The following is a 25,423-nucleotide window of genomic DNA, read 5'->3' on the forward strand; positions in this document are numbered from 1 at the left end:
CCGATGCGGGTCGATCTGGAGGTGAACGGGGTTCACCAGAGCCTCGACGGAGTGACGCCGGGCGAGAGCCTGCTTTACCTGCTACGCGAACGGGTGGGACTGCCCGGCTCCAAGAACGCCTGCGAGCAGGGGGAATGCGGCTCCTGCACGGTCTACCTCGACGGGACGGCCGTGTGCGCCTGCCTGGTGGCCGCCGGGCAGGCGCGCGGCTCGGCGGTGGTGACCGTCGAAGGGCTGGCCGACGGCGAGGAGCTGCACCCGGTGCAGCGGGCGTTCGTGGACGCGGGCGCCGTGCAGTGCGGGTTCTGCACGCCGGGGCTGGTGGTCGCCGTGCATGACCTGCTGGCCCGCTCCGCCGACCCCGGCGAGCCGGAGATCCGCGAGGCCCTCGCGGGCAACCTCTGCCGCTGCACGGGGTACGAGAAGATCTTCGACGCCGTACGGCTGGCGGCGGGGCGAGCGCGATGACCACGACACTGCACGCGACCGAGCGTCAGGGCGTGGGCGAGTCCGCACGCCGGCCCGACGCCGTCTCCAAGGTGCGCGGCGACTTCGCCTTCTCCTCCGACCTGTGGCACGACCGGATGGTGTGGGGCGCGACCGTCCGCAGCCCGCACCCGCACGCGCGCCTGCTGTCCATCGACCCGGCTGGAGCGCTCGAACTGCCCGGCGTGCACGCGGTGCTCACCGCCGCCGACGTGCCCGGCCGCAACCGCTACGGGCTCGAACGCCGCGACCAGCCCGTACTCGCCGAGGACCGGGTCCGCTACATCGGCGAGCCCGTCGCCGTCGTCGCCGCCGACACCCCCGAGCTGGCCCGCCGCGCCGCCGCCCTCGTCCGGGTCTCCTACGCGGAGCTGCCCGCGCTGACCGACCCCGAGACGGCGATGACGGGCCCGGTCCTGCACGAGGGTGGGAACCTGGTCAAACACCTGCGCATCCGGCGCGGCACGGTGGCCGAGGCCGACGTGGTCGTGACGGGCGAGTATGAGGTGGGAATGCAGGACCAGGCATTCCTCGGGCCCGAGTCGTGCCTGGCCGTGCCCGGCGAGGACGCCGGGGTGGACTTGTACTGCTCGACGCAGTGGCTGCACGTCGACCAGGACCAGCTCGCGGAGTGCCTGGCCCTGCCGAAGGACCGGGTGCGGCTGACGCTGGCCGGGGTCGGCGGGGCGTTCGGCGGGCGCGAGGACCTCAGCGTGCAGGCCCACGCCTGCCTGCTGGCGCTGCGGCTCGGGCGGCCGGTGAAGATGAGCTACGGCCGCGAGGAGTCCTTCGCCGGCCACGTGCACCGCCACCCCGCCCGGATGCGCTACGAGCACGGCGCCACCCGCGACGGGAAGCTGCTGTACGTCAAGGCCGACATCCTGCTCGACGGCGGCGCCTACGCCTCCACCTCGGCCGCCGTGACCGGGAACGCGGGCTGCTTCGCCACCGGCCCCTACGAGGTCCCGGCCGTCGAGGTCGACTGCCGATCGGTCTACACGAACAATCCGCCCGCCGGGGCGATGCGCGGCTTCGGCGCCGTGCAGGTGTGCTTCGGCCACGAGTCGCAGATGGACCGGCTGGCGGCGGCGCTCGGCATGGACCCGGTGGAGCTGCGCTTGCGCAACGCGGTCGGCACCGGGTCCGTGATGGCGACCGGGCAGCGGGTCGAGGGGCCCGCGCCGGTGGCCGAGCTGCTGCGCCGAGTCGCCGCCAAGCCCCTCCCACCGCCTCCCGGCGAGCTGCTTCCCGGCGGGACCTCGAACTCCACGCGCGCCGAAGGGCTGCGGCGCGGCGTGGGGTACGGCGTGTCGGTGAAGAACATCTGCAAGTCCGCCGGGTACGACGACTTCGGCACGGCCAGGGTCCGGGTGTTCGCGCACGACGGAGAGGTGTTCGCCGAGGTGCACACGGCCGCGGCCGAGGTCGGCCAGGGGCTGGTGACGGTGCAGGCGCAGATCGCGCGGACCGAGCTGGCGCTCGAGCGGGTCACGGTCCTGCCCGCCGACACGGCCGTCGGCGACGCCGGGACCTCCTCGGCCTCGCGGCAGACCTGGATGTCGGGCGGTGCCGTGCGGGCGGCCTGCGCGGCCGTACGGGCCAGGCTGCTGGAACGGGCGGCGGCGCTGCTCGGCGAGCCCGTCGAGGCGCTCGCGTACGGCGGCGAGGCGTCGGCGGCGGCCGCGGTGTCGGCGGCGTCAGGTCGTGCCGTCACCCTCGCGGACCTGCTGGCCGCGGCGGACGTCGACGAGACCGCGGTCTTCCGCCACCGCCGCACGCGAGCGCTGGACCCGGAGACCGGTCAGGGCGATGCCCACGTCGCGTACGCCTTCGCCGCGCACCGGGCCGTCGTCGACGTGGACCCCGAGCTCGGCTCCGTGCGCGTCGTGGAGATCGCCTGCGCCCAGGACGTCGGCAAAGCGATCAACCCGGCCGCCGTCGAAGGGCAGATGCACGGAGGCATCGCGCAGGGGCTCGGGCTGGCCCTGATGGAGGAGGTCCTGGTGCGTGACGGGCGGATTCTCAACCCGTCGTTCACCGACTACCTGATCCCGACCACGATGGACATGCCGCCCACCGTGCTCGACATCCTCGAACTCCCGCGCCCCGACTCGCCGTACGGGCTCACCGGAGTGGGCGAGCCGCCGCTGCTGTCGGCGCCGGCGGCCATCGCGGCGGCGATCAGGGACGCGATCGGCGGCGCGCTCGACCGGATCCCGGCCACGCCGGAGGCCGTCGCGCGCGCGGTGAACCGGTTCCCCTGACCGCGCGACGCGGCGAGCGGCTGATCGGCCACCTCGAGGTTGTACCGAAGGTCGCGCGGGCGCTGGACGGCCACGGCCTGCGCCTGCGCGACGACCACGATGACGGCACCACGGTCAGCGCGGACGGCTCACCGAGATGGCGGACGACGGCCGGCGGGGTCGTGAAGTCGTCGAGGAGGAGCCGATCTCCAGCTGGAAGGTGCCCGGCTCGACGGCCCAGCGGCCCGCCGCGACGTCCCAGTGCTCGAAAGCGCGCCGCCGGACGGTCACCGTCACCGCGACCTCCTCACCGGGGGCCGCGTCGACCGTGGCGAACCCGGCCAGCCAGCGCCGGGGGCGCTCGACGGCACTGTCGGGGCGGCTCGCGTACACCTGCACGACCTCACGCCCGGGCCTGTCACCGGCGTTCCGCACGCGAACGGTGACCTCGCCCGCCGCACCGTCATCGACGTTGCGGACCTCCGCGGCGCCGTACTCCCAGGTCGTGTAGCCGAGGCCGTGGCCGAAGGGGTACAGGGCCTCGATCTGGCCGCGGTAGCCGATCGCCGGGCCCTCGTCGTAGGCGAGCACGCCGTCGACCGGCTGCGTGGCGGCGTGGTCGCCCTCGTGGAGGGGCCATGAGGTGGGCAGCCGCCCGCCGGGCTCCACCCGGCCGAGCAGTACGTCGGCCAGCGCGTTGCCGTACTCCTGCCCGGGGAACCACGTGAGCAGGACCGCGGCGACCTCCTCGTGCCAGGGCAGCAGGACGGGGGCGCCGGAGTTGACCACGACGATCGTGCGCGGGTTCGCGGCGGCGACGCGGCGGACGAGGTCGTCCTGCCGCCCAGGCAGCGCGAGGCTCGTCCGATCGAACCCCTCGCTCTCGACCTCCTCGTTGGTGCCCACGACCACCACGGCGACGTCGGCGGCGCGGGCCAGCGCGACGGCCCGCTCGATCTCCTCCTCGTCCGTGCCGTGCGGCGTCTGCAGGTTGAGCTGGAGCGCGGGGCCGGGCAGCCCGCCTTCCGTGCGCTCGCGATCATGTACCAGCGTGACCTCGACGCTCTCACCCGCCGCGAGCCGGACGGGGTGGGTCCGCTGCGGCGGCGTCAGCATGGCCTCGACCATGTCGGCGCCCGGCGGCAGCGTGAGCACGGCGTCGTAAGCCTCCTCGCCCGCGACGAGGAGGCGGTGCCGGCCGAGGCCGGAGGAGCCGATCAGGTACGTACCCGCCTCCGTAGCCCTGATCAGGGCACGGACCTCGATCGCGGCGAGCCGCTCCGGCACGACCCCCTCTGGGTAGGAGCCCATCACCCAGTTGAACGCGCCCCCGTCGCGCCGCTCCACCGCGAGCACGGAGCCGTTCTCGTCGAGGTATCTCACCTCAGCGCCATGATCCGTACCGTCGGGCAGGCAGAGCCAGGGGGCCCGCGCGATCGGCGTGCGGGTGTGCGCGACGACGCCGATGGCGTGCGTCACCTCGACACCGTCGCCGACCGCCGCCCGCAGGCCGTCCAGCGGGGAGACCGTGTACGGCGGGAACACGGTGGCGCTCCCACCGCCCAGGGTCCTGGCGACCTCCGCGTTGGGTCCCAGGACGGCGATCCCGCGCAGCTCGGCGGGGGCGAGCGGCAGCGCCCCACCCTCGTTACGAACCAGTACGAACCCGGCGGCCGCCGTGGCACGCACTTCGGCCGCGACCCGCTCCTCCGTGTACGCCGCGCCGGCAGCGGTGCCGGCGGTGTCGGCGGTTTCGTTGTCCAGGGCGCCGACCCGGGCGGCCAGGCGGAGGATGCGCAGCACCTTCTCGTCGACGGCCGACTCCGGAACCGTGCCCGCCCGTACCGCCGCCACCAGCGCCTCGCCCCACGGACCCGACGGCCCGGGCATCACCAGGTCGAGCGCCGCGTTGCCGGCCGCCGCCGTCGAACGGGTGGCGAACCAGTCGGACATCACGACCCCGTCGAACCCCCACTCGTCCCGCAGGACGTCCTGCAGCAGCGGGTTCTCGGTCATGGTCGCGCCGTTCACACCGTTGTAGGCGGCCATCACCGCCCACACCTCCCCCTCCCGGACGATGGCCTCGAAGGGCGCCAGGTAGAGCTCGCGGAGCGTCCGCTCGTCCACCCGCGCGTCGAGGGTCATCCGCTGGGTCTCGGAGTCGTTGGCGACGAAGTGCTTGACCGTCGCGCCCACTCCCCCGCCCTGCACGCCCCGTACGTACGCGACGCCGATCCTGGCCGTCAGCAGCGGGTCCTCGCTGAAGCACTCGAAGTGGCGCCCGCCGTACGGGGACCTGTGCAGGTTGACCGTGGGGGCGAGCAGGACGTCCACCCCCTTGCGCCGCGACTCGGCGGCCAGCAGGCGGCCGATCGCCTCGACGCGGGTCTCGTCCCAGGTGGCGGCGAGGGCGGTGGGCGAGGGCACGTTCACGGAGGTGTCGCGCTCGTCCCAGATCTCGCCGCGGACACCGGCCGGGCCGTCCGAGACGACCAGCCGGCGCAGGCCGACGGCGGGTTCCGGGTGGAGCGACCAGAAGTCGGCACCGGTGAGCAGCCTCACCTTCCGCTCCAGGGGAAGGGCGGCGACAAGGCTTTCCAGCTTCATGAGGGGTCCCTGAGCTCGGGGGTAACGGCCGTCAGCACGTCTTTCACTCCCACTACTGATACGTAGAAGTGAGACGTATCCGTAAACGTAGCCGCAGCCCCGAGAGGAGCACAAGAGTCCGACATTTGGTTACATGGGTATAATTGTTATATGCCAGCAACTAACGAGCCCGTCGCCACCCTCCAGGAGACCGGGCCACCCGGCCCGGATCGCCGGCGGCGGCTGCTCATCCTCGCGATCTGCTGCCTGAGCCTGTTCATCGTGGGCCTGGACAACACGATCGTGAACGTCGCGCTGCCCGCCATCCAGCGCGACCTGCACGCCTCCGTCTCCGGTCTGCAGTGGATCATCGTCGCCTACACGGTCGTGCTGGCCAGCCTGCTCATGCTCTCCGGCTCCACCGCGGACCGGTTCGGGCGACGCCGCACCTTCCAGACCGGCCTGGCGCTGTTCACGCTGGGCTCCCTGCTGTGCTCGCTCGCGCCGAGCCTCGGCTGGCTGGTCGCCGCACGAGCGCTGCAGGCCGTCGGCGGCTCCATGCTCAACCCGGTCGCCATGTCGATCATCACGAACACGTTCACCGATCCGAGGGAACGGGCGCGTGCCATCGGCGTGTGGGGTGGCGTGGTCGGGATCAGCATGGCCCTGGGGCCCGTGATCGGCGGGGCGCTGGTGGACTGGGGCACCTGGCAGACGATCTTCTGGATCAACATTCCCGTGGGGCTGGCCGCGCTCGTCCTGTGCGCCTTGTTCGTGCCCGAGTCGCGAGCCCCCCGGGCCCGCCCGATGGATCCCGTCGGGCAGCTCCTGGTCATCGTGCTGCTGGCCGGGCTGACGTACGGAGTCATCGAGGCGCCGTCCGCCGGGTGGGGCTCGGGGCAGACCATCGCCTGCTGCGGGGCGGCCGCGCTGGCACTGGCGCTGCTCATCCCGTACGAGCTGCGCCGGGCGGAACCACTGATCAACCCGAGGTTCTTCCGCAGCGTCCCCTTCGCGGGGGCGACGGTCATCGCGATCTGCGCGTTCGCCTCGCTCGGCGGGTTCCTGTTCCTCAACACCCTGTACCTGCAGGACGTCCTCGGCTACTCGGCGCTGCACGCGGGGCTGCTCACCCTGCCGATGGCCGGGCTGACGGTGGTGTGCGCGCCGCTGTCCGGGCGGATCGTCGGCGGCGCCGGGCCGCGCGTGCCGCTGATCGTCGCCGGTGGCGCCATGTCCGTGAGCGCGCTGATCCTGACCGGGCTCACCGCCGACACCCCGACGTGGCAGCTCATAGCCTCGTACGTGGTCTTCGGGCTCGGCTTCGGCATGGTCAACGCCCCGATCACCAACACCGCCGTCTCCGGCATGCCGAGCGCCCAGGCCGGGGTCGCCGCCGCCGTGGCCTCCACCAGCCGCCAGATCGGCCAGGCACTCGGAGTCGCGGTGCTCGGATCATTGGTCGCCGCCGCCGTTCAGGGACCATGGCGTACGGGCTTCCCGCAGGCCAGCCACATCGGCTGGTGGATCTGCACGGCATCCGGCGCGGTCGTGCTGGTGCTCGGTATCCTCACCACGAGCCGCTGGGCCAGGCGCACCGCCGAGCACACGACGGAGCGGCTCGTCCACAGGATGGCGGGCACCGTATGAGCGACGCGACGAACGACAGCGTAGGCGGCGAGGCCACGCAGGACGCCGTCGCCCGTTCCTGGGCGGCCATGTGCTTCCTCGTCCTGAAGCAGGAAAACCGCCGCAAGGAGGTCGCCGACACGCTCGGCATGAGCTTCTTCCGGGCCAAGGCGCTACGCCGCCTGCTGGGCGGCCCGCTCACCATGCGCGAGCTGACCGCCCGCCTGGCCACGGAGAAGCCGTACACCACGCTGGTCGTGGACAACCTGGAGCGGGCGGGCTACGTCGAGCGCAGCGTGCATCCCGACGATCGCCGCTCCAAGCTCGTCACCCTCACCCCGGCCGGCGTCGCCGCCGCCCAGCAGGCCGAACGCATCCTGGCCCGGCCACCGCGCGCCCTGCTGGAGCTGGAGCCGGCGGAACTGGCCGCCCTTGACCGGATCATGGCCAAGCTTCAGTCACCCGCCGAGATCACGAGCGAACAAGCACCCTAAGACCGCCGGAAGCGCCCTGCCCAGGCGGATTGCGGACAATCCACGCTGAACAGGGCGCCATCGTGCTCAGGGACAGGTCGGCTCGCCGCTCTGCGCGGGTACGTTCACCCCGCTCCAGGCCGCCTTGACGACGTTGAACTCGACACAGCCGGTGAACAGCGTCTTGGCCGCCCGCAGCGTGGCCACGCGGGCCTTGGCGTGCGTCCACGGGGCCGTCTTCATGTTCAGGCCGGTCTGGAAGATCTGGCCCGCCTTGCGGATGCCGACGCCGGTGATGGCCGCGCCGCCGTCGCACCGGGTGCTGGCCGGCTTACCGCTCGGGTTCGTGCCCTCGGCCAGCAGGTAGAACCAGTGGTTCTGCGGTCCGGCCGCCGCGTGCACCTCGGTGCTCGGGATGGAGGAGCTGTAGCAGTTCGGGTCACCCAGCGCCGACGGGTTGTACATGTTCCTGATCGCGCCGCTGCCCACCAGGTTGACCTCCTCGCCGACCAGGTAGTCGGGCGGGTCGAAGCTGGCCGGCTCGTTGGCGTACGCCTCGGTCAGCGCGCCGAAGATGTCACCCGTCGACTCGTTCAGGCCGCCGGCCTCGTTGCCGCTGCCGCTGCTGCCGCCGGAGAACTGGAAGACGCCGTGGCCGAACTCGTGCCCGACGACGTCCATCGACGTGGCCTGCCTGCTGCCCGCGGAGTTGCGGCCGAAGGAGGCGTACGACCCGTTCCAGAAGGCGTTGGCGTCGTTCAGCCCGACCCTCGCGGGGTAGCCGCGGCCCGAGCCGTTGATGCCGTTACGACCGAGCCACTCGCTGAGCATGCTCCATTCGTGCTGGACCGCGAAGAGCGCGTCGACGCAGGCCGTCTCCAGGTTCGTGCCGCTGCCGTTGCCCCAGCTGTCGGTCGACTTGGTGTACGCGGAGCCGTTCTGGCCGCCGCACTGGACGCCGGTGCGCGTGGGGTCGACCATCCGGTACGACGGGGACGTGGCGATGGTGACCGGGTTGCCGTTGTAGTAGCTGTTGCCGGTGCCGTCGACCACTTGGTCCCACTTGTCGATGACCTGGCCGTCACGCGCGTCCACGTACACGTGCATGATGCTCGACTGGTCGGCGGTGGCGGCCACGACCTCCCACGCCAGGCGTGGCGTGGTCGTGGCGGCGTGCACCACGAGAGTCGGCGTGCTGATCGAGGTGGCCTTGGGCGCCACGTTACGGGCCGTGTCCGCCGCCGCCTGCGCGGCGATCTGCGGCTTGGTGTCCAGGGCGATCTTCGCCTGCTGGCCGGTGTCGATCGTGCTGACGGCCTTGCCGGACTTGTCGGTCGTGACGACTACCTCGCCACCGTAGACGGGCAGGCCGGCGTAGGTACGCGTGTATGTGAGGTGCTGTATGCCGTTGACGCCGGCGATGGTCGACGACAGGGAGAAGGCGTCCTGGTCGGCGGCCAGGAGCTGCGTCCGGTTGGACGCGATGACGCTCTGCGCGGTCGCCACCGCGGTGCCGCGTTCCGAGGGTGAGGGTGGGTCGGCCGCCTGGGCGTTCGCGCTTGTGACGCCCGCCGGTGCGGTGATGGTCAGGGCTAACGCGAGTATGGCGGCAGCGCCCAACCTGAGCTTGGGGTTCACGCTCGTTGCTCCTCAGGGGGGTGGAGTGGACGAGCCCCGGCCGGCTGGGGTCGCACTCAGACTCGCATCGCGAGTGACCTAAGAGATACCTCCCAATTTGCCCATAACGCCGTGGTATGGACCTCGTCAGGTGGCGTTATCCAACTGTTCGGCCACCCGCTCCAGGCCATCCCTGATGAGCTGACCGTACTCGTCGTCACCAAGCGCGCCGATCCCGGCTCGGGCCTGCTGGAGGTGCTCGCGGGCGCGGCCGAGATCGCCCAGCTTGCGATAGCACTCACTCAAGTTCAGGTGCAACGACGGATACAGGCCCGCCACCGAAAGCGGCACCCCGGCTTGCGCCACCTGCTCGTCGGTGACCTGATCAGCGGCGGCGAGCGCTCGCAGATCCCACATCAGCTCCTGGTGCACGTCGTCCTGCACATCGGCCATCGAGTGGGCGAGAACGCAGACATGCAGCGGATCGCCTTGCTCGCCGCCGATGTCATCCCAGATCTGCGCGAACAGCTCGCGAGCGGCGTCACGCTGACCTCGGTGGTGATGTAACTCCACCCCCTGACCGATCCGGGCCATCGTCGCGTCGGCGGTCATCAGCGGCTCCTTCACTGGTCGGGCGGCAGCGGCCAGCCTACTCAGTCGTCGTGGGCGATGTGCATGAGCTGCCGCCACAGCAGCACGACGAACACCGCGGAGCCGGCGAAGGCGAACCAGAAGGGCGCCACGACACCGAAGCGGGTGGCCAGGACACCGCCGATCAAGGTGCCGACCACCAGGCCAGCGTAGACGCAGATGGTGTAGACGCTGCCCACCCGGCCCTGGAGTTCGTGTGGGACCGCGCGTTGGCGGACGGTGGTCGAGGTCGTGCCCCAGATGAAGGCGTGCGCGCCGAAGGCCAGGAAGATGGCCCCGGCTACCCACGGTGAATGGGTCAGGGCCAGGCCCAGGTGGGTGAACGTCTCGATGATGAGTCCGATCCGCATCAGGGCGCCGAGACTCACGCTACGGGTGATGGTCCCGTACAGGCCGGTGCCGATCAGGCCGCCGATCGCGCCGACGGTGGTCATCAGGCCGAACCCCATGGCGCCCAGACCGAGCTGTTCCTGGGTGTAGAGGACGAGAACCGACCAGGCCGCGCCGAACGTGAAGTTGAAGATCAGGATGGTGAGCGCCAGCGTGCGGACCGGCGCGTGCCGGATGGTCCAGGTGAATCCGGCGATGAGTTCCCGTACGGTGTCGGGCTTGGGGCCGTCGGCCTGTCGGCCGTGCGGCGGCAGCGTGATCCGGGAGACCAGGACGATCCCCGCCGTCACCAGGAGCAGCTGGCTCGCGAACGGCCAGGTGAAGCCCAGGCCGAACAGCGCCGCGCCGATCGGCGGCCCGGCGAGCTGATTGAGCGTGATGAACCCCGTGCCCAGGCGGGCGTTGGCGATGACGAGATCGTCCTTGCCGACCATCATGGGCGTCAGCGTGGCCGTCGCGTTGTCGGCGAACACCTCGGCGATGGAGCGGAGCGTGAGCGCCGCCAGCGCCGTCGCCACGGTCACGGTGCCGGTCACCATGAGCGCGACTAGCGCCGCCAGCACCATGACCCGTACCGCGTTCGCGACGAGCACGATCCTGCGCCGGTCGCGCCGATCCGACAGCACGCCCGCGTACAGGCCGAACAGCAGCGGCGGCGCCCAGCCCACCAGGGCCGACAGCGAAATCAGCAGCGGGTCACGGGTCAGCGACGCGATCAGCAGCGGGCCCGCGGCGGCCGCGACCCCGTCACCGAGATTCGTCAGCCAGCTCGAGGCCAGCAACCACCGAAACCCTGTCCCCAGCCGCGCAGGCAGGACCCTCTCCACCACAGTGACCACGAGCGCAAAACCATACGTTTCGCGGGGATCAACGGCAACGCGTTTTCGCGTCTATGCGCTACGTCGCGAGGAGCCGGCCGCTCTCCTCGGCCCCCGATTCAGGCGGACTCGCGGATCACCAGGCTCGCGGTCTCCGACCGAGGGGACTGCGGCGAGCGCGTGCCGTCAGCCCGCAGGATCATCTCCGTCAGGTGCTCGGCCACCGTCTGGGTGTGCTGGTCAACCGTGGTCAGAGGCGGTACGGCGAACGGCGCGAGCGGGATGTCGTCCACGCCGATCACCGCGAGGTCGCCGGGGGCGGCCAGACCCGCCGCCCGCATCCCGGCCAGCAGCGCGAACGCGGTCTCGTCGTTGTAGGCGCAGACGCCGTCGACACCTGCGGCGTGCCAGCCGCGCGCCACCTCGGCGGCCGTGGCCGTGTCGAGCGGCACATCGCGTACGTCCGGCGGCTCCAGCCCCAGCTCGGCGCAGGCTTGGCGGACGCCGCCGAGACGCAGGTGGTAGAAGTCGCGTACGCGTGGATCGTCCGGCGCCGCGTAGCCGATGCGGCGGCGGCCGGTGGCGGCAAGATGCCCGGCCTGAAGGCGGCCGATCTCGGTCTGCGGCAGCGTCAGGACGTTCTCGCCGCCGCCGTCGAGCCGGGCGCTGACCACCTTGATGCCGGCCGCCCGCAGGCTCGCCCGGTCTTCGGGGGAGATGGCGGTGAACGCGACGATGGCGGTCGGCTCCAGCTCGCGGGCGAGCGCCGTCACGGGCAGGCGGCGTTCGCGCCGGGTGATCGCGGTCAGGCCGTGTCGTTCGAGGTCGTCGGTGAGATTCTCGACGAGCTGGGCGAGCGTGGCGCCGAGCGGCACGCCGGACAGCACGATCAGCACGAGGTCACTGCGACCCCGGCGCAGGGTGCGCGCGGCGGCGGAGGGGGCGTAGCCGAGCTTGTCGACCGCCGCGAAGATCCGGCTCCGGGTCTCCTCGGAGATCTTCTGGTGCGGCACGTTGTTGAGCACATAGCTGACCGTGGTCTGCGAGACCCCGGCTTCCCTGGCCACATCGATCGAGGTGATCCGGCGCTGCCTGGCTGCCATCCATCCCCCCAGTACGGCTCCGGGCTGAATCGTAACAGTGGTGCCGCCGGGGCCCGGCCGGGAGATTTCTGAGTCAGTCATCCAACTAACTGTGGACAAGCACCGCGCGGACACACTAGTGTTCTTCTCAGTCAGCCAACTAACTAAGAATCTGATCGGGAGTAACATCATGATCGTTGTCACGGGCGCCACGGGTAACGTCGGACGCGAGCTCGTCAGCATCCTCGCCGCGGCAGGCGAGCAGGTCACGGCCGTGTCCCGCCAGTCCGCCCAGTTCGCCGAGGGTGTACGGCACATCCCGGCCGACCTGAACGACCCCACGAGCCTCCGCTCCGCGCTGGAAGGCGCCGACGCGCTCTTCCTCCTCGTGGCCGGAGACGACCCGCACGGGATCCTGAAGGAGGCCGCGGACGTCAAGCGGGTCGTCCTGCTCTCCTCGCAAGGAGCGGGCACCCGTCCCGAGGTCTACCGGCACCCGGCCCTGTTCGAGCAGGCGGTGCGCGAGTCGGGGCTGGACTTCACGATCCTGCGGCCCGGCGGCTTCGACTCCAACGCCTACGCCTGGGCCGAATCCGTCCGGACGCGGCGCACCGCCGCCGCGCCCTTCGGGGACGTCGGGCTGCCGACCATCGACCCGGCCGACATCGCCGCGGTCGCGGCCGCGGTCCTGCGTGAGTCCGGGCACTCCGGCCGTACCTATGAGCTGACCGGACCCGCGCTGGTCACCCCGCGCGAGCGGGCGGCGGCGCTCGGCGCGGCGCTCGGCGAGCCGGTGCGGTTCGTGGAGCAGACCCGCGAGGAGGCACGCGCGCAGATGCTCCAGGTGATGCCCGAGCCCGTCGTCGAGGGCACACTCGCCATCCTGGGCGAGCCGACCGCGGCCGAGCAGACCGTCAGTCCCGACGTCCAGCGCGTGCTCGGCCGCGCGCCGCGCACCTTCGCCGACTGGGCCGCGCGCAACCTCCCCGCCTTCCGATGAGCACGACTCGCCGCCTTCCGAGCCTTCCGGCGGGCACGACTCGCCGCCTTCCGGTGGGCGCGGCGGCGGGTGTCGCGGGTTTCCTCGCCGAGCCGCACGTCGCCACCCTGACCACCCTGCGTCCCGACGGCTCGCCGCATGTGGTCGCGGTGCGCTTCACCTGGGACGAGGCGGCGGGGCTGGCCCGTGTCCTGACCGTCAGCGGCACCCGGAAGGCCAGAAACCTCGCCGGGCAGGGCGGCCGTGTGGCGCTCTGCCAGGCGGTGGGGTTCCGGTGGGTGACGCTCGAGGGCGTCGCCACTGTGCACGACGTACCCGATCGGGTGTCCGAGGGCGTCAGGCGCTATGCCGAGCGCTACGGATCACCGCCACCCCATCCGCCCGGCCGCGTGGTCATCGAGATCGCGGTCGATCGCATCACTCAGCTCAACCTTGACTAAGGACTGGATCATGGCTTTTCTCGACATTCTCGACTCGACCCTGCACTACCGCGAGTCCGGCACCGGGGCGCCGATCGTCTTCCTGCACGGCAACCCGACCTCGTCCCATCTGTGGCGAGAGGTCATGCCGGCCGTGGGACCCGGACGGCTCCTGGCCCCCGACCTGATCGGCATGGGCGAGTCGGGCAAACCTGATATCGACTACACCTTCGCCGATCACGCCCGTTTCCTGGACGCCTGGTTCGACGCGCTGGACCTCCAGGACGTGGTGCTGGTCGGGCATGACTGGGGCGGCGCCCTGGCCTTCGACTGGGCCACGCGGCACCCGGGCCGGGTGCGCGGCATCGCGTTCACCGAGACCATCGTCAAGCCGATGACCTGGGAGGAGTTCCCCGAGGGCGGCCGCGAGCTGTTCCGGGCGATCAAGACCGAGGGCGTCGGCGAGGCGATGATCCTGGACGACAACGCCTTCCTCGAGCAGGGGCTGCCGGGCACCGTCGCCACCCCGATCTCCCAGGGGGACCTCGACGTCTACGGCAAGCCGTACCCGACGCGCGAGAGCAGGCGGCCGCTCTTGCAGTGGCCGCGCGCGATGCCGCTGGGCGGCGAGCCCGCCGACGTCGTGGCCAGGGTCGAGGCGTACGACCGGTGGCTGGCGGCCAGTACGGACGTGCCCAAGCTGCTGCTCACGTTCGCACCCGGGCCGGGGGCGATGATGCACGAGGACATGATCGCGTGGTGCGCGGCCAGCATGGCCGCCCTGGAGATCGAACACTCCGAGGAGGTCGCCGGCCACCACACCCCCGAGGACCATCCCGTCCTGATCGCCACGGCCATCTCGGCCTGGGCGGACCGGCACGGCCTCCGCTGACCAGAGCCACGGTCACCCGCTTGCCCCTTCGCCGTCGGCAGGCGAGGGGGATGGGGCGTTTCTCTCATGAGAGAGCTTCTCGTGTCGAGATTCATCACCTGAAGTCGGGTGACTGGGGTACGGGGCCAGGTGGTGTGCAGTCTCGGCTCATGACAGACATTGACCGGATCGATCACTCGGTCCTGTACACCACGGACATGGACACCACCGCCGCCACCTATGAGTCATTGGGCTTCACTCTGAGCCCGCTGTCGATGCACCTGGGATCCACACGTCCCGGCGGCGAGCGCGAGCCCATGGGCGCCGGTAACCGGTGCGCCCTGTTCGGCGGCAACTACCTGGAGCTGCTCGGCCTGTTCGGCGACGGAAGCGTCGATCCGTGGCACATTCGCCCGCTGATCGCTCAGTATGAGGGCCTGCACGGCAACTCGTTCGGCTGCGCCGACGCGGCCGTGACCGAGGAGCGGCTGCGCGCGGCCGGGCTGTCCTCCTCGGGCGTCCTGCCCCTGCAGCGCGAGGTGGAGACCCCGGACGGCACCGCGACGGCACGATTCCAGGCGATCCACCTGGAGAGGGCGCTCACGCCCGAGGGGCTGGTCCACGCCGCCTGCCACCTGACGCCCGAACTCATCCACCAGCCCCGCTACCTACGCCACGCCAACGGAGCCACCCATCTGGAGAGCGTCCTGCTGGTGGTGGACGACAGTGACCTGGCCGCCACCGTGCAACGGTATGCCCGCATCCTGGATGTGACGCCGGTCGCCGATGGGCCGCGCCAGGTGCTGCGGCTCGCGCTGGGGCGGGTGGAGATCGTCCCGGTCTCCGCCTTCGCCGAGGTGCTGCCCGGCGAGGACGTTCCGGCGCTGCCGTACATGGCCGGACAGACGGTGGCGGTTGCCGATCTCGCCGCCGCCCGCACACTGGTGGAGGGCAACGGCTTCGCCACGCGGGACCTGCCGGGCGGCGGGTTCTTCGTCGGCGCGGCCCAGGCACGCGGCGCCACGCTCGCCTTCCGCGAGGTGCGGCCATGATCCTCACCGGCGCGTTCGCCGGCATCCGGTACGGCAGGGGCAACCGGCTGTCGGCGCCGCAGGCCGCACCGGACCTTGGTGACGTGCCTGAGGCTCTGCTGCCCGGGCGGGCCGCGCCGCAGCCGGCCTCCCGCCTGGCGCACGTCATGGGCCCCGGCAGCGGGCTCGAGCAGGACGAGGACTGCCTGTCGTTGAACGTCTGGGCTCCGGGCGGCAGCGGGCTTCCCGTCCTGGTGTGGCTGCATGGCGGCGGGTTCACCAGCGGCTCGGGCGGCGAGGCGTGGTACGACGGTGCGCTGCTGGCCCGGCGCGGCGAGATGGTGGTGATCACGGTCACCTATCGGCTGGGCGCTCTGGGATACCTGTACCGGCCCGGCGGTCAGGCCAACCTCGGCCTGCTCGACCAGATGCTGGCGCTGCGGTGGGTGCGGCGGAACGTCGCTCGCTTCGGCGGAGATCCGGACCGCTTGACGCTGGCCGGCCAGTCCGCCGGTGCGATGTCGGCGCTTGCCATGCTGCGCCATCCGGACTGCGGCGAGCTGTTTCAGCGGGTCATCCTGCAGAGTCTGCCCGCGGGTGTACGCCCCTACGACCTCGAACCGGCCACGTCCATCGCCGATCTCTTCCTCGAGGTGCTGGACGCCGATGTCATGACGGCGCCGACCGCGTCGATCCTGGCCGCCCAGAGCGAGGTCGCCCGGCGCACCGCCAGGCCAGGCGAGGTCACTCCGCTCTTCCAACTGGTCGAGGACCCGGCGCTGACCGATGCTCCTCGGGACATCCCCACGCTGATCGGAACCACCCGGGATGAGGCCCGCGCGTTCTTCCCCGGCGCGGCGGAGGAGGAGACCGACCGGCTGTTCCGCCACGGCAGCCTGGAACTGGCGGCGGCCATGACCACCGCCCACGCCTACCAGTTCGACTGGTCTCCCGCCGGTAGCGCGCTCGGGGCGTGCCATTGCGTCGAGTTGCCGTTCGTGTTCGGCGGCCTGCGGGCGTGGCGACACGCCCCGATGCTGGCCGGGGCCGACCCGGCCGATCTGGAACGCCTGGTCGAGCAGGTCCAGCGGCCCTGGATCGCCTTCATCCACGGCGAGTCACCCGGCTGGCGTCGCTACGACCAGGGCTCGTTCGTGCATCACTTCGCATAGTCGCACCGACCCGTTTGCTGCTGCGGATGATCGGCGCGCTCTCCAACTGCCGGACGCCCGGCAGGGTGCCGATCCCGGTCTCCAGGTACTCGTAGAGAGCGGGCACATCCCGGCAGGCCGCGAATACCAGCAGGTTCGTCGTGCCGGTGGTCGCCGCCACGAAGGCGACCTCGGGGTGCCCGGCCACCGCCTCGGCCGTCTGCCGTAGCGCGGATGGCTCAACGGTCAGCCACAGCATCGCGATCGTGTCGTATCCCAGGAGCAACGGGTCGATGTCCACGTCGAAGAAGACCGCCCCGGCCCGGCGCAGGTACTCCAGCCTGCGCCGGGCAGTCATCTCCGAGGCCCCGATCGCTTTGGCCAGCTCGGCATATCCCGCCCGTCCGTCCTGGGCGAGCACCGCAAGCAGCTGCTCGTCCTCCTCGCCCGACACGACGGCCTTCCCGGACAAGTCGCCTGGTCCGGGTACCAGCGCCGCGATCTGCCCGGAGGTAAGCGCGTCGGCCCGTCCGTGCCACCCGGTCGGACCGCCGGCGAACACCCGCAACACGCAATGGGCACTGACCCCGGTGACCTGCGGCGTACGTGGCAGCTGTCCGAGGAGCAGAGCGTCTCGTCGCCGCCGATCCCGCGCCTGGACGACACAGACGATCTGCGTGCCGCCCGAGGTCAGGCTCACCCATGAGGTGTCGTCCCTGCGCGCCAGCGCATCGGCGATCGCCGTGGCCGCCTCCGGCAGGGCCTGGATACGTAATACCCACTCCACCCAGCCCAGCCGCTGCGCCACCGGCTGCCCCACCACCCGCAACGCACCGGCCGAACGAAGCCGCCGATAACGTCGGGCCACCGTCTGATCCGACACCTCCAGCACGGCCGCCATCTGCCTGAACGCCGCACGTCCATCGACGTGCAGCGCGTGAACGATCGCTCGATCAAGCTCATCCAGGACAACTGGTTCCACCCAGCAAGGCTAAATGTCCAGGCGATGCCACTGCGTCCGCCTCAAGGGGCAGCCGCCAGAGCTACGCGTGGTTCACGGTACGGCGTATTGGTCGTGCGCGGCATAAAGGTCAGTCCATTCTTCGTCGGTCAGCTGCCGACCGGCAGCGACGATTTCGGCGAGCTCCTGGAAGTACGCCTCCCGGGGCGCCCCCGGCGTGAACAGCACCAGCATGGAAGCAGGCGCATCGGAATTGTTACTGAAGCCGTGGACTCCGCCTGGCGGCACGTACAGGAAATCGCCCGGTGTCGCGTCCAGCCAGCGCTCTCCGTCGTACAGCGAGACAGTCCCCTCCAGGACGAAGAACGACTCGGAAAAGGTCCGGTGAAAGTGGGCGCCGGGGCCGTTCGGGATCGCGGCCATGTCCCAGCGGTAGAGACCGAATTGGCCATCGGTGCTCGCGCCGGTCGCCAGATAACCGACCCGGGACTTGACTCCGATCGTCAGGTCCGGCGGTGCGTCGGCCGACCGGAAGGCCGCGCTGGCAGTTCCGTGTTCCGTCAAGTATCGGGGCGGCGGATAGGACATCGTTACTCGCTCCAAGCGGTGGATCATTCCGGGCGGCCCGACCCTACGCGATGAAGTGGCTCCGTCGGGAGAGCCAATTCCCGCCTGTTCGATTGAGCCAACATGCTCCGGTGCAGACGCGTCACCTCACATTGCGCGGGGCTACGTCGTCCTATCCATGAACTGTCCTACCGATGAACCGAACCCGAAGGAGTGAACCGATCATGGAACCCGTCAAGGTCGCGATCATTTACTACAGCGCCACAGGCACCGTGCACGCTCTGGCGCAAGCCGTCGCCGAGGGCGCGGAGAAGGCCGGCGCACACGTACGACTGCGCAGGGTCGCCGAAACGGCCCCACCGGAGGCGATCAGCGCCAACCCGGCCTGGGTGCAGTACCGCCAGGACACCGCCGACGTCACCGAGGCCGGCCACGACGATCTGGAGTGGGCCGACGCGGTAATGTTCGGCACCCCCAGCCGCTTCGGCAACCCGGCCAACCAGCTCAGGCAGTTCATCGACACCACTGGTCCGCTGTGGTTTCAGGGCAAGCTCGTGGACAAGGTGTACTCGGCTTTCACCGCCTCCAACACCGCCCACGGCGGTCAGGAATCCACCCTCCTGGCGCTGGGGAACACCTTCTACCACTGGGGCGGCATCATCGTGCCCCCCGGCTACGCCGACCCCATCCAGTTCCAGTCGGGCAATCCCTATGGCACCTCCCACGTGGGCGGCGATGGCCCGCCCAGTGAGGTGATCTTGCAGGCGGCTCGCTTCCAGGCCCGCCGCGTCGTCGACACCGCGGCCTCACTCAAGGCCGGCCGCGCCGCCTGAGCCGGCACGGGATTGATGAACGGAGAATGCGATGACTTCGAACGAGTCCGAGGTTAGGGCACTCTTGGAGAGCCGAGTCGATGCCTGCCGGGCAAAGGACATTGACCGCCTCATGTCACATTACTCTTCTGACATTGTTTATTACGATGTCGTGCCGCCGCTCCAGTTCGCGGGATCGGATCAAGTCCGCGGCAACTTTGTGCGGTGGTTCGACGAATACGATGGCCCTATCGGCCTGGAAACGCACGACCTTACCATTGCGGCGAGCACCGATATCGCGTTCGAGCCGGCCTGATCGTTTGGCCGGAAGGGGGCGCCGCACTGGCTGCGGCGCCCCAGGACACGACCGGCACGCGTCAGCCTGTCGTCCAGGGCCGGAGCTTGTCAGGGTTCCGCACTCCCCACATGTGCTTGATCCGGTCACCCGCGACCTCGAACGCCATCACCGCCACGGTGACATCGTCCAGCTGAAGCACCAGACCGGGCTGACCGTTGACCGTACGCTCCAGAAGCATCAGATCGGGTGCCAGGTCGGCGATTTCGACGCAGTAGCGCGCGACCTGCTCGCTGCCTTCGATCGGGTGGAGCCTGGCGCTGACCAGGCCGCCGCCGTCGGCGATCGCCGTGGCGTCGGGGTCGAGGAGGCCGATGAGGGCGTCGATGTCCTTGGCTTCCCACGCCTGCTTGAAGTCCCTGACGATCCCGGCCTGCTGGGCCGCCGGGGTCGAGGGAGCCTGCGCGGCGCCGATGCGGCGGCGGGCCGAGGAGGCCAGCTGGCGACATGCCGCCGGCGTACGGCCGACGATCTCGCCCACCTCGGCGAAGGAGTAGCGGAAGACGTCGTGCAGGACGAGCGCGACGCGCTCGGCCGGAGTCATCGACTCCAGCACGACGAGGAAGGCCATGGTGATCGACTCGTCGAGGGTGACGCGGTCGACCGGGTCGGCCGACCGGCCGGTGATCCACTCCGTGGGGTCGGGCAGCGGCTCGGGGATCCATTCGCCGACGTAGCGTTCGCGCCTCGCGCGTGCCGAGCCGAGCAGGTCCAGGCAGATGCGACTGGCGACCGTGGTCAGCCAGCCGCTGGGGGATTCGATGGCGTCCTGCTGCCGCTGGGTCATGGCGTACCAGCGGGTGTAGGTCTCTTGTACGACATCCTCGGCATCGGCCAAGGAGCCCAGGAGGCGGTAGGCGAGATTGATCAGCTTGCGCCGCTCGCTCATGATCGCGCTCAGGCCCGGATCGAGCCGGCCGCCTCCTGGCTCGGGTGGGGTGGTCATGGTGTCGCCGACTTTCCGTTGTCCCATGTGTTCTCCCCAGTACGACGAGACGACACCATGGAATGTGAGGCGGCGCGCTAGCCGGCGATCTCGACGTTGTGCCGCCGGTCGCGCAGGCGCTGGACGGCCTCGGCCGGCGCCCCCGCGTCCACCACGATGACATCGAACTTCTCCAGCGGCGCCACCCGGTGCAGCGCCACCCGGTCGAGCTTGGTGTGGTCCACCGCGAGCACGCAGCGCGTCCCCGCGGCCACCATGGCCCGCTTCACCAGCACGATCTCCTGCTCCTGGTGGAAGGCGTGCCGGTCGGAGATGGCCGAGGTGGAGACGATCACCATGTCGGTGTTCATGGCCTGGACGGAGTCGACGCAGCCGACGCCAAGGAACGAGTCGTGCGTCGGATGGTATTCGCCGCCCAGCGCCATGAGCCGGATGCCGGGCACGGGGGCGAGCAGCTTGATGGCCTCGAGGAAGTTCGTCACCACGGTCAGGGGGGCCACCTCGTTGAGATGGCGGGCGACGGCCAGCGCGGTCGTGGAGTCGTCGATCATGACCGAGCTGCCCGGCTCGATCAGCCCCACCACGTGGCGGGCGATCGCCTCCTTCTCCTCGGTCTGGGCCGTCAGCCGGTAGGCGATGTTGCTCTCGAAGACGCTCGACGCCTGCGCGCTCGCGCCGCCGCGGTATTTGCGCACCATGCCATGGAACTCGAGCTCGTCGAGGTCGCGGTGGACGGTCATCACGCTCACGCGGAACACCTCCGCGAGCTCGCTCACCGAGGCGGAGCCGTGCCGCATGAGATGCTCCGCCATCGCCTGGCGCCTGACGACTCCCCTGTCCGAGTGCTGACGTGATTTCACCCGCGCCCTCCCGGTCTCGATGACAGAACGATGACAGCGCGATGGCAGCTGTGATGACAGCGCATCGTAGCGTGGCGCGCACCCTTGACACCCCTGCGGAACGGCTCGTAGTCTCCTCGCACCTTCACAACTTCACACGTTTTAACGTTAGATGTAACTAATTAAAACGTTCGCATCCCTCGGGAGCCCCCCAATCCCGTCAGACCGAGGAGACAGTGCCATGACCGAACTACGCGACGCCAGGCTGAGCCGCGTTCAGTTCTTCCGCATGATGGGCGGTCTCGCGGTCGCCGCCGCGGCGACCGCGTGTTCGACCAAGCCACAGACCACCGGCTCCACCGGTCAGGGGCAGGCCTCCGCCGTCGAGCTGAGGTTCGTCGGCGTGGCCGACCAGAAGGCGCCGATGGACGAGCTGGTGGCGGCCTACAAGCAGGCCAAGCCGGGCGTCACGCTGGCCACCTCGTTCGCGCCGACCGACCAGGTGCAGACCTCGCTGCGTACGCAGCTCGGCGCGGGCAACGCGCCCGACGTGCACGTGGTCTACCCGGGCAGCGGCAGCGCTATGTCGATGGACCAGATCGCCGGGGCCGGGCTGCTGGCCGACCTGTCCGACCAGTCGTGGACGCAGACGATCCCGACCGGTTTCAAGCCCGCCTTCCAGAAGGACGGCAAGACCTACATCTACTCGGCCGGTTCCTCGGTCATCGGCGCGATCTACAACAAGAAGGTGTTCCAGGAGGCGGGCGTGGACGCGCCGCCGACCACCTGGACGGAGTTCCTGGCGGTCTGCGACAAGCTGAAGAAGGCCGGCAAGACGCCGATCGCCCTGGGCGCGCAGACGCCGTGGGTCACCCAGCTCATCACGTACGCCCTCGTCCCGTCGACCGTGTACGCCAAGGACCCCACCTTCGACGACAAGCAGGCGGCGGGGCAGACCAGCTTCGCCAAGTCCGGCTGGCGCGACGCGATGGAGATGTACCTGGAGCTGCAGAAGCGCGGCTTCTTCAACGACAAGCCGAACGGCACCACCTTCGAGCAGCAGATCTCGATGGTGGCCACCGGCAAGGCGGGCATGGCCATCCAGGTGTCGGCGGTGCTGCCGGACTTCCGCAAGTCGGCGGGCAGTCCCGACGACCTGTCGATGTTCCCGGTCCCCGGCGCGGACGTGGCGGACCAGGTGTGGATCCCGGCCGGCGTGGTGGTCGGCCTCGGCGCCGCCGCCAAGGGCAAGAACCTGGCCGAGGCCAAGGCGTTCATCGACTTCCTCGGCAAGCAGGAGAACATCAACCGCTGGGCCAAGGCCATCGCGGCCATCCCGCTCACCCAGGACGCCTCCTCCACCATCGACCCCGCCGTGCAGTCGTTCCTGCCGTTCACCAAGGACCGGGCCGTGCCGTTCATGGACCAGCGCTGGCCCAACGCCGAGGTGCAGCCGGTCCACTTCGCCGTGATCCAGGACCTGCTCGCCGGCAAGATCAAGATTGACGACGCGCTACGGAAGATGGACGAGGCCTACGCCAAATGACCATGACAGCGACGCCCGTCGGACGATCCACCGCCGCGGCCGGCAAGCCGCGGCGGCGGTTCGCCGCGCTCTCGCCCTCGTGGCTGTTCGCGGCGCCCGCCCTGGTGGTGTACGCCGTCGTCGTGCTCTATCCCAGCCTGGCGGGCATGCTGTACGCCTTCACCGACTGGAGCGGCATCGGCGCGGACAAGTCCTTCGTCGGGCTGGCGAACTTCCAGACGCTCCTGCACGACGACCAGGCGATGGACTCGATCGGCAACACGCTGTTGCTGACCGTGGCGATCGTCGTCGTGCAGAACGCGGTGGGGCTGCTGCTCGCGCTCGGCGTGCACGCGAAGCTGAAGAGCCGGGCGCTGCTGCGGGTGATCTTCTTCGCGCCGGTCGTCGTCAGCCCGGTCATGGTGGCCTTCCTGTGGAAGTACATCTACAACCCCGACCCGTCCGCCGGGCTCAACGGGCTGCTCGGCCTCAAGATCGACTGGCTCGGTGACCCGTCGCTCGCGCTGTGGTCGATCGCGGCCACGGTCGTGTGGCAGTACGCCGGCTACTCGATGGTCATCTTCCTGGCCGGGCTGGAGGGCGTGCCGAAGGAGCTGCACGAGGCGGCGATGATCGACGGCGCGAGCACCCTCCAGCGCTTCCGGTACGTCACCTGGCCACTGCTCGCCCCGGCTCTGACGATCAATCTGATGCTCTCCACGATCGGCGGTCTCAAGCTGTTCGACCAGGTCTTCGCGGCGACCAACGGCGGCCCGGGCTACGCCACCGAGACGCTGTCGACCGTGCTGTACAAGCAGGCGTTCGTGTTCGGCAAGTTCGGCTACAGCACCGCGATCGCCCTGGTGCTCGCGCTGTTCGTGGCCGCGGTGTCGCTCGTGCAGGTCTACTACCTGCGCGGCCGGGAGGTGGCCCAGTGAGGCGGACGTTCCTGCTGGAGATCGTCATGATCGTGGTGGCGGTGGCGTTCCTCTTCCCGGTGTACGCGCTGATCACGCTGTCGCTGAAGGACCCGGCGCAGATCTCGCAGACGCCGCTGGCGCTGCCCGCCCCGCCCACGACGGACAACTTCACCAAGGCGTGGTCGGCGGCCGCGCTCGGCCCGTCCCTGATGAACAGCACCGTGATCACCGCGGTCAGCCTGGTCGCGCTGATCGCCCTCGGCTCCTTCGCCGCCTACTACCTGGCCAGGGCCAAGAGCCATCTGGGCTACGGGCTGTACGTGCTGTTCCTGCTGGGCATCGTGCTGCCCTTCCAGCTCGGGATGATCCCGCTCTACCAGCTGGTGACCGACCTGGGGCTGATCGGCACGCACGCCGGGATGATCCTGTTCTACACGGGGATCCAGTTGCCGTTCACGGTGTTCCTCTACACCGGGTTCATCCGCGCGCTGCCCCGCGAGTACGCCAGCGCCGCCCAGATCGACGGCGCCTCGCATCTGACCGCGTTCACCAGGGTCGTCTTCCCGCTGCTGCGGCCGATCACCGGCACGGTGCTGATCCTCAACGCCGTCTTCATCTGGAACGACTTCTTCACCCCCCTGCTCTACCTGGGCGGCTCGGGGTTCGAGACGGTGCCGGTGAGCGTCTTCGCCTTCGTCGGCCAGTACGTCTCCGACCACGGTCTCGTCTTCGCCGGGCTGGTGCTCGGGGCGCTGCCGATCGTGGTGATCTTCCTCCTCCTGCAGCGCTACGTGATCAAGGGCTTCTCCAGCGGACTCAAGGGCTGAGGCAAGCTCACCCGGAGACCACCTGGCCGCCCTGCACGACGTGGCGGATGTGCTTGGGCTCGGCGAGCACCCCGAGGTCCCGCAGGGGGTCGCCGTCGAGCACGAGCACATCCGCCCGCGCGCCCACCGCGAGCGTGCCGATCTCGCCGGCCAGTCCGACGAGGTCGGCCGCGTTGACCGTGGCGGCCCGCAGCACGTCGATCGGCTGCTGCACCTCGCCACGCAGCCGGAACTCGTGGTTCTGGTGCCGGTGCATGCCGCCCAGCAGGTCGCTGCCGTAGGCCAGCCGTACGCCCGCGCGGGCGGCGCGCTCCAGCGCCCGGAGCCCGGCGCCGAGCACCTCGTCGACCTTGCGCCAGCTCGACTCCGGCAGGCCGAAGGCCATGCCCTCCTCCTTGAGCGCCCAGTACGTCACGAGCGTGGGCACCAGGTAGGCGTCGTGCCGCAGGAACAGCTCCACGCTGCGGTCGTCGAGCAGGTTGCCGTGCTCGATCGAGCGCACCCCCGCCTCCAGGGCGCGGTTGACCGCGCGGGCCGTGTAGGCGTGCGCGGCGACGTAGCGGTTGGCGGCTTCGGCCTCCTCGACGATCGCGCGCAGCTCGTCCATGGAGTACTGGGTCGAGTCGATGCGGTCGGTGGGCGAGGCGACACCGCCGGAGGCCATGACCTTGATGTGGTGGGCGCCCTTGCGCAACTCATCGCGCGCGGCGGTGCGCACGGCGTCCACGCCGTCGGCGACCCGGCCGAGACCGGCGCAGCAGGACTGGTCGGCGCTCCCGTTCTGGCCCCGGCCGCGCTGGTCGCCGTGGCCGCCGGTCTGGCTCAGCCCCTTGCCGCAGAACAGCAGCCGCGGCCCGCGGATCAGGCCCTCCTCCTGGGCGTCGCACAGCCCGTAGTCGGCTCCCGAGGCGTCCCGGACCGTGGTGAAACCGCGGTCGAGCATCTGCCCCATCAGGCGGGCGCTGTGCGCGGCGACGTAGGAAGGCGACATGGCGGGCAGGCCGCCCAGGTCGGCGGTCGCGGCGGTGACGTGCACGTGCGCGTCGATCAGCCCGGGTACGACCACACCGCCGGCCACGTCGATCACCCGCGTGCCCGCGGTGCCGACCAGTCCCGGGCCCGCCTCGACGATGCGGCCCTCCTCCAAGCGCAGGTCACCTTCGGCGTAGTCACCGGTGACCACGTCGAGCACGAGGGCGTTACGCAGCAGCAGACTCACTTGAT

24 protein-coding genes are annotated in these 25,423 nt (G+C 70.4%); 14 read left to right on the forward strand and 10 right to left on the reverse strand.

Annotated features, from left to right (window positions below):
* The first annotated feature begins 3 nt into the window (after positions 1-3).
* Positions 4-468 (forward strand): (2Fe-2S)-binding protein, encoded by a 465-nt coding sequence (locus ACGFJ2_RS50360; RefSeq protein WP_357952680.1) that lies wholly within the window; start codon positions 4-6, stop codon positions 466-468.
* Complete coding sequence (gene pucD / locus ACGFJ2_RS50365) at positions 465-2,750, forward strand: xanthine dehydrogenase subunit D (RefSeq protein ID WP_393480895.1); 2,286 nt, start codon at positions 465-467, stop codon at positions 2,748-2,750. The genes ACGFJ2_RS50360 and pucD overlap by 4 nt, the downstream gene beginning before the upstream one ends.
* Before the next feature lie 114 nt (positions 2,751-2,864).
* Here the strand turns inward: pucD and ACGFJ2_RS50370 are convergent, their stop codons facing one another.
* A complete protein-coding gene (locus ACGFJ2_RS50370) occupies positions 2,865-5,336 on the reverse strand; it encodes a beta-glucosidase (RefSeq protein ID WP_393480897.1) in 2,472 nt (823 codons plus the stop codon).
* A gap of 150 nt (positions 5,337-5,486) precedes the next feature.
* Between ACGFJ2_RS50370 and ACGFJ2_RS50375 the strand changes: the two genes are divergently transcribed.
* Together ACGFJ2_RS50375 and ACGFJ2_RS50380 are read left to right on the forward strand one after the other, a co-directional pair.
* Complete coding sequence (locus tag ACGFJ2_RS50375; protein ID WP_393480900.1) at positions 5,487-6,965, forward strand: MFS transporter; 1,479 nt, start codon at positions 5,487-5,489, stop codon at positions 6,963-6,965.
* Positions 6,962-7,438 (forward strand): MarR family transcriptional regulator, encoded by a 477-nt coding sequence (locus ACGFJ2_RS50380; protein ID WP_357952675.1) that lies wholly within the window; start codon positions 6,962-6,964, stop codon positions 7,436-7,438. The genes ACGFJ2_RS50375 and ACGFJ2_RS50380 overlap by 4 nt, the downstream gene beginning before the upstream one ends.
* Before the next feature lie 66 nt (positions 7,439-7,504).
* Here the strand turns inward: ACGFJ2_RS50380 and ACGFJ2_RS50385 are convergent, their stop codons facing one another.
* The 4 genes from ACGFJ2_RS50385 to ACGFJ2_RS50400 all read right to left on the reverse strand — a co-directional run bounded on the left by ACGFJ2_RS50385 (position 7,505) and on the right by ACGFJ2_RS50400 (position 12,077).
* On the reverse strand, positions 7,505-9,055 hold the full coding sequence (locus ACGFJ2_RS50385) for a M4 family metallopeptidase (RefSeq protein WP_393480902.1): 1,551 nt from the start codon (positions 9,053-9,055) through the stop codon (positions 7,505-7,507).
* Between the two features lie 126 nt (positions 9,056-9,181).
* Complete coding sequence (locus ACGFJ2_RS50390; protein WP_357952673.1) at positions 9,182-9,646, reverse strand: hypothetical protein; 465 nt, start codon at positions 9,644-9,646, stop codon at positions 9,182-9,184.
* 41 nt (positions 9,647-9,687) lie between these two features.
* Complete coding sequence (locus ACGFJ2_RS50395) at positions 9,688-10,857, reverse strand: MFS transporter (RefSeq protein ID WP_357952672.1); 1,170 nt, start codon at positions 10,855-10,857, stop codon at positions 9,688-9,690.
* Positions 10,858-11,012: 155 nt separating this feature from the next.
* Positions 11,013-12,077: a LacI family DNA-binding transcriptional regulator gene (locus tag ACGFJ2_RS50400; RefSeq protein ID WP_393480906.1), complete on the reverse strand. Its 1,065-nt coding sequence runs from the start codon at positions 12,075-12,077 to the stop codon at positions 11,013-11,015.
* An 88-nt stretch (positions 12,078-12,165) separates the two neighbouring features.
* Here ACGFJ2_RS50400 and ACGFJ2_RS50405 point away from each other — a divergent pair, with 88 nt between their 5' ends.
* The 5 genes from ACGFJ2_RS50405 (at position 12,166) to ACGFJ2_RS50425 (ending at position 16,468) form a co-directional block, all read left to right on the forward strand.
* Complete coding sequence (locus tag ACGFJ2_RS50405) at positions 12,166-12,975, forward strand: NAD(P)H-binding protein (RefSeq protein WP_357952670.1); 810 nt, start codon at positions 12,166-12,168, stop codon at positions 12,973-12,975.
* Positions 12,972-13,415 carry a pyridoxamine 5'-phosphate oxidase family protein gene (locus tag ACGFJ2_RS50410; RefSeq protein ID WP_393480908.1) on the forward strand — a complete coding sequence of 148 codons (444 nt, stop codon included), beginning with the start codon at positions 12,972-12,974 and terminating at the stop codon, positions 13,413-13,415. The genes ACGFJ2_RS50405 and ACGFJ2_RS50410 overlap by 4 nt, the downstream gene beginning before the upstream one ends.
* A gap of 10 nt (positions 13,416-13,425) precedes the next feature.
* Positions 13,426-14,286: a haloalkane dehalogenase gene (locus tag ACGFJ2_RS50415; protein ID WP_393480911.1), complete on the forward strand. Its 861-nt coding sequence runs from the start codon at positions 13,426-13,428 to the stop codon at positions 14,284-14,286.
* A 149-nt stretch (positions 14,287-14,435) separates the two neighbouring features.
* Complete coding sequence (locus ACGFJ2_RS50420; RefSeq protein WP_393480913.1) at positions 14,436-15,317, forward strand: VOC family protein; 882 nt, start codon at positions 14,436-14,438, stop codon at positions 15,315-15,317.
* Positions 15,314-16,468, forward strand: a complete 1,155-nt coding sequence (locus ACGFJ2_RS50425; RefSeq protein WP_393480916.1) for a carboxylesterase family protein — start codon at positions 15,314-15,316, stop codon at positions 16,466-16,468. The genes ACGFJ2_RS50420 and ACGFJ2_RS50425 overlap by 4 nt, the downstream gene beginning before the upstream one ends.
* On the opposite strand, the gene ACGFJ2_RS50430 is transcribed toward ACGFJ2_RS50425, so the two are convergent.
* Positions 16,401-17,429 carry an AsnC family transcriptional regulator gene (locus tag ACGFJ2_RS50430; RefSeq protein ID WP_357952665.1) on the reverse strand — a complete coding sequence of 343 codons (1,029 nt, stop codon included), beginning with the start codon at positions 17,427-17,429 and terminating at the stop codon, positions 16,401-16,403. The two genes, ACGFJ2_RS50425 and ACGFJ2_RS50430, sit on opposite strands and share 68 nt — an antisense overlap.
* Positions 17,430-17,501: 72 nt before the next feature.
* Positions 17,502-18,011, reverse strand: a complete 510-nt coding sequence (locus ACGFJ2_RS50435) for a cupin domain-containing protein (protein ID WP_393480918.1) — start codon at positions 18,009-18,011, stop codon at positions 17,502-17,504.
* A gap of 188 nt (positions 18,012-18,199) precedes the next feature.
* Between ACGFJ2_RS50435 and wrbA the strand changes: the two genes are divergently transcribed.
* Together wrbA and ACGFJ2_RS50445 are read left to right on the forward strand one after the other, a co-directional pair.
* A complete protein-coding gene (wrbA, locus tag ACGFJ2_RS50440) occupies positions 18,200-18,808 on the forward strand; it encodes an NAD(P)H:quinone oxidoreductase (RefSeq protein WP_357952663.1) in 609 nt (202 codons plus the stop codon).
* Between the two features lie 31 nt (positions 18,809-18,839).
* A complete protein-coding gene (locus tag ACGFJ2_RS50445; protein WP_357952662.1) occupies positions 18,840-19,103 on the forward strand; it encodes a nuclear transport factor 2 family protein in 264 nt (87 codons plus the stop codon).
* A gap of 61 nt (positions 19,104-19,164) precedes the next feature.
* On the opposite strand, the gene sigJ is transcribed toward ACGFJ2_RS50445, so the two are convergent.
* Positions 19,165-20,115, reverse strand: coding sequence for an RNA polymerase sigma factor SigJ (gene sigJ / locus ACGFJ2_RS50450; RefSeq protein ID WP_393480922.1), 951 nt, complete (start codon positions 20,113-20,115; stop codon positions 19,165-19,167).
* A 50-nt stretch (positions 20,116-20,165) separates the two neighbouring features.
* Entirely contained in the window at positions 20,166-20,900 is a 735-nt protein-coding gene (locus ACGFJ2_RS50455) for a DeoR/GlpR family DNA-binding transcription regulator (RefSeq protein WP_357952660.1), read from the reverse strand.
* 268 nt (positions 20,901-21,168) lie between these two features.
* On the opposite strand from ACGFJ2_RS50455, the gene ACGFJ2_RS50460 reads away from it, so the two are divergent.
* From ACGFJ2_RS50460 to ACGFJ2_RS50470, 3 genes are read left to right on the forward strand one after another with little or no spacing between them, the layout of a single operon-like run.
* Positions 21,169-22,473 carry an extracellular solute-binding protein gene (locus ACGFJ2_RS50460; RefSeq protein ID WP_358184671.1) on the forward strand — a complete coding sequence of 435 codons (1,305 nt, stop codon included), beginning with the start codon at positions 21,169-21,171 and terminating at the stop codon, positions 22,471-22,473.
* Complete coding sequence (locus ACGFJ2_RS50465; protein ID WP_393480926.1) at positions 22,470-23,390, forward strand: carbohydrate ABC transporter permease; 921 nt, start codon at positions 22,470-22,472, stop codon at positions 23,388-23,390. Before ACGFJ2_RS50460 ends, ACGFJ2_RS50465 begins: the two co-directional genes overlap by 4 nt.
* Positions 23,387-24,199 (forward strand): carbohydrate ABC transporter permease, encoded by an 813-nt coding sequence (locus tag ACGFJ2_RS50470; RefSeq protein ID WP_364005518.1) that lies wholly within the window; start codon positions 23,387-23,389, stop codon positions 24,197-24,199. The genes ACGFJ2_RS50465 and ACGFJ2_RS50470 overlap by 4 nt, the downstream gene beginning before the upstream one ends.
* A 7-nt stretch (positions 24,200-24,206) precedes the next feature.
* Here ACGFJ2_RS50470 and ACGFJ2_RS50475 read toward each other — a convergent pair whose 3' ends face one another.
* Positions 24,207-25,418, reverse strand: coding sequence for an amidohydrolase family protein (locus tag ACGFJ2_RS50475; RefSeq protein WP_357952656.1), 1,212 nt, complete (start codon positions 25,416-25,418; stop codon positions 24,207-24,209).
* Positions 25,419-25,423: the final 5 nt, after the last annotated feature.

Origin of the sequence: Nonomuraea sp. NPDC049028, assembly GCF_043197735.1 — a bacterium.
GTDB lineage: Bacteria > Actinomycetota > Actinomycetes > Streptosporangiales > Streptosporangiaceae > Nonomuraea.